The 6,241-nt window shown below is 31.3% G+C and carries 5 protein-coding genes; 3 read left to right on the top strand and 2 right to left on the bottom strand.

Annotated elements, in window-relative coordinates:
* Positions 1 to 508: 508 nt before the first annotated feature.
* Together QO200_RS17280 and QO200_RS17275 are read right to left on the bottom strand one after the other, a co-directional pair.
* The gene (locus QO200_RS17280) at positions 509 to 682 is read right to left on the bottom strand and encodes a hypothetical protein (RefSeq protein ID WP_371542673.1); all 174 of its coding nucleotides are present in this window, start codon (positions 680 to 682) and stop codon (positions 509 to 511) included.
* A gap of 687 nt (positions 683 to 1,369) precedes the next feature.
* Positions 1,370 to 1,933 carry a DNA-3-methyladenine glycosylase I gene (locus QO200_RS17275; protein ID WP_371542670.1) on the bottom strand — a complete coding sequence of 188 codons (564 nt, stop codon included), beginning with the start codon at positions 1,931 to 1,933 and terminating at the stop codon, positions 1,370 to 1,372.
* Positions 1,934 to 2,304: 371 nt separating this feature from the next.
* On the opposite strand from QO200_RS17275, the gene QO200_RS17270 reads away from it, so the two are divergent.
* From QO200_RS17270 to QO200_RS17260, 3 genes are all read left to right on the top strand, one after another.
* Complete coding sequence (locus tag QO200_RS17270) at positions 2,305 to 2,559, top strand: hypothetical protein (RefSeq protein ID WP_371542669.1); 255 nt, start codon at positions 2,305 to 2,307, stop codon at positions 2,557 to 2,559.
* 61 nt (positions 2,560 to 2,620) lie between these two features.
* Positions 2,621 to 3,430, top strand: a complete 810-nt coding sequence (locus QO200_RS17265; protein WP_371542667.1) for a GLPGLI family protein — start codon at positions 2,621 to 2,623, stop codon at positions 3,428 to 3,430.
* Between the two features lie 187 nt (positions 3,431 to 3,617).
* Positions 3,618 to 6,158: a TonB-dependent receptor gene (locus tag QO200_RS17260; protein WP_371542665.1), complete on the top strand. Its 2,541-nt coding sequence runs from the start codon at positions 3,618 to 3,620 to the stop codon at positions 6,156 to 6,158.
* The last annotated feature ends 83 nt before the right edge of the window (positions 6,159 to 6,241 follow it).

The following is a 6,241-nucleotide window of genomic DNA, read 5'->3' as shown; positions in this document are numbered from 1 at the left end:
GGGGTTCGGAAAATCGACTTTTTCTTGTTCAGATTATCTAACCTTTTTGGATAATCCCCAACTTTTGCGCTTGATCCCATAAAAAGTGTGCAGAATTAAAAAGTCAAATAAAGAAAGGTGATCATAAATAGGTTTTGTCCCATTCTTGATCATAGTATTCTTAGTGTAATTGTCAGGCGGTACATACCAATTGTATCGTAGTTTTTAATATTTATATACTAAAAAAAGATAAAGGGAAGGAGTGAGTAATTCTTGAGTGTTTATTAGGTAATGTAAGTATTTAAGCCTGAAGTTGTAATTAACCTAAATAAGTTTACTTTTAAAAACAAGTGATTTGATAAATATACCACTGCATGGGGCAAATGCATTGGTTTTTAAAATACATGCTAGAATGAAATAAAAAGAGTTGCTATTAATTATAATGTTAATAATCTCTTTTGAAGGAAATTTTATATCTAGATTATGTTATTTTTTATTGTGTAAAAAATCTCTGTGCGATTACAGCGTCTTAGTTAGCTTGTAATTCTTTAACGCTAAAATCGATATTGCTAGCAATTACAGGATTAGTTTGAGTTTCGATAAAAGTAACAACTTTCTTATTGTTCTTGTTTTCTTTTTTAGTGTTGCTCGCAATAGTTAATGCGATTAAAACTATTCCGAATAGTAGTAAGAATCTTGCCATGATGTTATGTTTTTAAGTTATCTGAGAGTAAAATTACTCAATGTTATTTCATTTTAAAATTTACTTGTTTAAGTGTTTAATAATTCAGTTTAAGTGCATAATTTGGATTTTTATCAGGGTTTTTTGACCCTTTTTTTTATCACTTTTGATTTTATGAGATATGGTTAATGTCACTATTAGGTGTAAAAAAATCCCATTCATTTTGACGAATGGGATTCTTTATATTTTATATTTTTTTTATCGAATTCTAGTATTTTAAAGTTGTTTGGTTTTTGTGAAGGATCGCATATGAATTGGATTCGCTTAAACGCTGTGGTGGATTTATAGACACTTTTTCTTGTGCCTCGCTTTTATTCTCTTTTTGTTCTTCTTGGGATAGCAATTGAATTTCCGTTTGAGTAACGGTATTGATCAGAATGGATTGCTGAAATGAGTAAACTTTCGTCAGATTGGGATAGGTGGTGGTCGTTTTAGTTGGGTAATGAAATAACGATAATATTGATTGCTTCTACAACAGCGAATTGTAATTTAGGAAATTAAATATCGGCTAGGTTTTGATTGCTTCAGACATCTGCTTCAAATTGCTTGATTTAGATTTTTAGTTCCATTATTTTTTTACTTAGTATAAAGCTATACTTTAGAAATGGCGACAAAATACCGCAATTGCAAACGGAGAGTGAACACTATTTAATGTTTTCTTGTCCAGCAGTCGGTCACGTGGTCGTTGACCATTCCGGTGGCTTGCATGTTTGCATAGATAACTGTGGAGCCAACAAATTTGAAACCACGTTTTTTTAAATCTTTACTTATTGCATCAGAAAGTGGAGTAGTGGCAGGAACGTCTTGAAGTGTTTTTGGATTGTTGATAATAGGTTTACCATCTGTGAAAGCCCAAATGTATTTTGAAAAACTTCCAAATTCTTCCTGGACTTTCATAAAAGCAGTTGCATTTGAAACGGCAGATCGTACTTTGAGTTTGTTACGAATGATACCTGTGTCTTGAAGTAGTTCCTGAATTTTTTCTTCTGAATATCGGGCTATTTTTTTATAGTCGAAATTGTCGAATGCTTTCCTGAAATTCTCCCTTTTATTCAAGATGGTAATCCAGCTGAGTCCGGCTTGGAATGTCTCTAAAATAAGGAATTCAAACAAAGTGGCATCATCATAAACAGGAGTTCCCCATTCCTGGTCGTGGTATTCTTTGTATAAGTCGCTGGACAAGCACCAGCCGCATCTAATTGGATCGTCCATTGTAAATTGTTTTGTGTTTTCAAAGATAGTAGAACTCAAATTTATTCTTTTGTTTTTTTAAAATAACGAAGCTGACATTGATTTAGTGATGGTTTTTTTAGTGTAATTAACCTTTTGGGTGTGATCTTGTCATTTTTAAGTCGTAGAATTATAAGTCGTTATTTTTAAATGAGTTGTAGTCCCAGTGTTTTCGGTACTGTACGATTAATCTTGTCTTTTTTTTATTATTTGTAGTATAAACATTAGGTTTTATTGTTTTTTTTTTTTTTGCTTTGTTCTCGGACATCCAAAACCACTTGTTAAATATTTTAACAGGTTAATAACCAAATTATTTTAATATTACGAAAAAAATCGTATTATCTTTAGCATTTATGCTAACCGGAACACTTGCTTTTGCAAACTCTACAGACTTAAATAAAGTTTTAGAAAAATCAGAAAAATTAAATCTTGTTAAGACATCATTTGTAAAGTTAGATGGTCTTATTGTTAAATCTTGTACTTATGATGTTATAGATGCTAGGACTTTTCAAAATATTGGTGAGATCACGGTGACTGATGTGCCTGGAATGTTACCGTGTAACGATTCAAAACTTATGGAAGATGTAAGTGCTTATATAAATCAATAAAAATAAATATTGTTTAAAAATACAAGGCAGTCATAAGACTGCCTTTAGTAAAGATAAAAAAATGAAAAAATTGATTATTGGAGTGATTTTATTGTCACAATTTTGTTTTAGCCAAAATGCTAACGATGCAATTTTAAAAGTCGAATACAACGAATATCGGATATATACTCAGGGTTATATAAATTTAGATTTAGGAACATTACTTGTTTCAAAAAACACCTCTTATTACAATTCAGTGGTGCAAAATAAAATAACAGATAATTTAGTCTCTAATGAAAGCGCTTTAATGTTCACCAAAGGTAGTGTTAAGAAAGAATTATTACCAGAAATTATTATTGACAGAGCAAATAATTTATTAACTGAAAGAGTTTTTGAAAATCTGTATGTAGATGGTTATTTTGCTGTTCAAGAACCTCTGCCAAAAATGAACTGGAAATTATTAAATGAAGGAAAAAAAATAGGAGAATACGACTGTAAAAAAGCTTCTGTTGAATTTAGAGGTAGAACATATTACGCTTGGTATACTATGGAAATTCCTGTTTCGCTTGGTCCGTGGAAATTTAATGGCCTTCCGGGTCTTATTCTAGAAGTTGATGACCTAAAAGAAATTTATAAATGGCAGGCGAAAACGGTTTCATATAATAGTAATGTTTCCGAAAAAGAAATTCTTATTAAAGCTCAAAATGACCCTAGGTTTGAGGATATATCATTTAAAGATTTTGATGCTAAAAAAGTTAAAAAAGTTCAAGATAAAATTCAAACTATTAAGTCAAGAAGTGGTGGTAGAGGTGCTCAATTTGGAATGACGACTACTTTTGAGTTCGACAAAGAGCCTGTAAATGAGTATCGTACAGAAATGCAATTTAATTAAAATTATGCGCTTTATTTTTTTTAGTAGTAGTCATAATAAACAAAATCTTAAAAAATTGCTTACCAAAAGTAAAACAGTGTACTCTACTATTTTCTTTCTTATACTGAGCAGCACAGTTTTTTCTCAAACTTTAATCAAAGGTAGTGTCAAAACTAGCGAAAATGTAAGTTTGCAAAATGTAAGCGTTTTGTTAATCAACGAAAACGAGGATTTGCTTTACTATACTTCTACAAATAAAAATGGATCTTTTTCATTTGAAGTTTATGATAATACTAGAAAATTTTTAGTTTTTAGGGCAATCGGCTATGAAGAAAACAAGATTGAATTAATTAACAATAAAACAAATTTAATTGAACTTGATGGGCTCATACTACAAACGAAGCCAATAGAACTTAAAGAAATAGTACTTGATATAAAAAAGCCAATATTTATCAAAAAAGACACTATTGTTTTTGATGCAAAATCGTTTTTGCAAGGAAACGAGCAAGTAGTAGAAGATTTATTAAAAAAGATACCTGGGTTAAATATTGATGCCAAAGGAACTATAAAAATGGGCAACCAGGAAATTGAAAAAGTCATGATTGATGGAGATGATTTTTTTGAAAAAGGATATAAATTGCTTACTAAAAACATGCCCGTAAGTCCAATTGAGAAGGTAGAGCTTTATCAAAGCTATTCAAATAATAAGCATTTAAAAGGTATTGAAAACAGTAATAAAGTGGCATTGAACCTCACTTTAAAAGAAGATGCCAAGCGAATTTGGTTTGGAAATGCTGTTGGGGGCTATGGCTTAGTTTCAGAAAACAGATATGATTTTAGAGCCAATTTAATGAACTTTGGTAAAAAAGCGAAACATTATTTTTTGACTAATTTTAATAATGTAGGTGTTGATGCCGTAGGAGATATAAATATGTTGGTGCGACCTCTCCGGTTTGATGAGCCGGGCAGTATTGGTGATAACCAAAGCGCGACTCGTTTATTAGGGCTGGCTGCTGACTTACCTAACTTGAAACAGAAGAGAGTTAATTTTAACAATGCCGAGACGCTTTCACTAAATAGCATTTTTACACTTTCAGATAAAGTGAAAATAAAAGCATTGGGGTTTTTAAATACGGATGAAAATGATTTTTTTAGAAATAGCTTTGAAACCTTCGCAGTTGCAGCAACTAGTTTCCAGAACACAGAAGATTTTGTGGGTAGAAAAACCAAGATCACAGGATTTGGAAAACTAGATTTAACCTACGATATTTCTAAAACTAAAACACTGGAATACACAGGGAAATTCAATACTACTAAGGAGAAAAACAGAAGCGATTTACTTTTTAATACTGACTTGTTAAACGAGCGATTAAATACTAACAATAAGCTTTTTGACCAAAAAATAGTTTTTACGAATAAGTTTAAAGACAAAAATGTTTTTGTGCTTTCAGGTAGGTATATCAATGAGAAAACACCTCAGAATTATTCGGCTAACCAGTTTCTTTTTCAAGATTTATTTTCAGATAACGCAAATATGACAAAGCAATTTTCAGAGAATAGTATGCAGTTTGCAGGAGTAGAAGGGCATTTGTTAGATAAAAAAGAAAATGGAGATTTACTGGAATTAAAGGGCGGTAGTCAGTTTAGATTAGACCATTTAAATACTCGTTTTGAATTAGTTGATAGCCAAGATAATGTAGCAACTCCTGATGGCTATCAAAATAATTTAAAATACGGCGCTACAGATCTATATGCAGCGGTTAAGTACCGTTTTAAGCTCAATAATTTCTCACTACTAATGCAATCCGATTTCCACCAATTATTTAATTGGATAGAAAATTTTGACGTTAGTAGTACTGAAAGTCCGTTTTTTATCACTCCAAAAATAGGTTTAGACTGGAAGATAAATGAAAAGAATAAGATCATGACGAGCTACTCCTTCAATAGGACCAACGCAGCTGTTTTGGATCTGTATTCGGGCTTTGTGCAAACCGGTTTTCGCTCGCTTTCAAAAGGGCTTAATGATTTTAATCAATTAAATTCCTCTTCTGCAATTTTAAATTACACTAATGGTAGTTGGGGTGACAAGTTTTTTGCTAATACCTTTCTGTTATACTGTAAAAATAATGATTTTTACAGTACTAATTCGATCATAACTCAAAATTATTCGCAGTCCGAAAAAATCATCATCAAGGATAGAGAATTTGTCTCTTTGTCCTCAAATATTGATAGGTACTTTAAAACGATACAATCTAACTTAAAGCTAACGCTGGGAGCAAACCAAAGCAACTTTAAGAATAGTGTAAACAATACAAACTTAAGAGAAGTCACTAATCTAGTTGTTGATTATGGTTTTGAACTGCGGTCTGGATTCAAAGGTTTTTTTAATTATCACTTGGGTTCGAAGTGGAATTACAATCAAGTACAAACCACTGTAAGAAACGATTTTACTGATAATATTAGCTTTGTAGACTTGTCGATGCAGTTCAATGATAAATTTAATGTACAAGTTCAAGGCGAGCGCTATTATTTTGGAAATTTAGGCAAGGATAACAATAAATATTATTTTTTGGATGCCGAAGCTCGGTATGTGGTAAACCCCAATAAGCTTACTTTTTTCCTTTCTGGAAACAACCTTTTTAATACCAAAACGTTCAAAAACTACAGTGTCTCGGATATCAGTATTTCACAAACAGAGTATCAATTAGTTCCTAGGTATATATTGCTTAAAATGGAGTATCGCTTTTAGAATTTGATCTTTATTGGTACTGTCTGGAAGTCATTAGTAATATTATCCTGATGTTATGTTTTATTCTTTTTTTTTAAACTCGT

Source organism: Flavobacterium sp. Arc3 (assembly GCF_041431375.1).
In the GTDB taxonomy this organism is placed as follows: Bacteria; Bacteroidota; Bacteroidia; order Flavobacteriales; family Flavobacteriaceae; genus Flavobacterium.
The sequence above is the reverse complement of the archived record's forward strand: the minus strand, read 5'-3'. Positions and strand labels throughout refer to the sequence as shown.

What these genes read in the sequence shown, in the direction of transcription:
- QO200_RS17280 (WP_371542673.1), bottom strand. Translation starts at nt 682, where the DNA reads ATGGCAAGATTCTTACTACTATTCGGAATAGTTTTAATCGCATTAACT.
- QO200_RS17275 (WP_371542670.1), bottom strand. Translation starts at nt 1,933, where the DNA reads ATGGACGATCCAATTAGATGCGGCTGGTGCTTGTCCAGCGACTTATAC.
- QO200_RS17270 (WP_371542669.1), top strand. Translation starts at nt 2,305, where the DNA reads ATGCTAACCGGAACACTTGCTTTTGCAAACTCTACAGACTTAAATAAA.
- QO200_RS17265 (WP_371542667.1), top strand. Translation starts at nt 2,621, where the DNA reads ATGAAAAAATTGATTATTGGAGTGATTTTATTGTCACAATTTTGTTTT.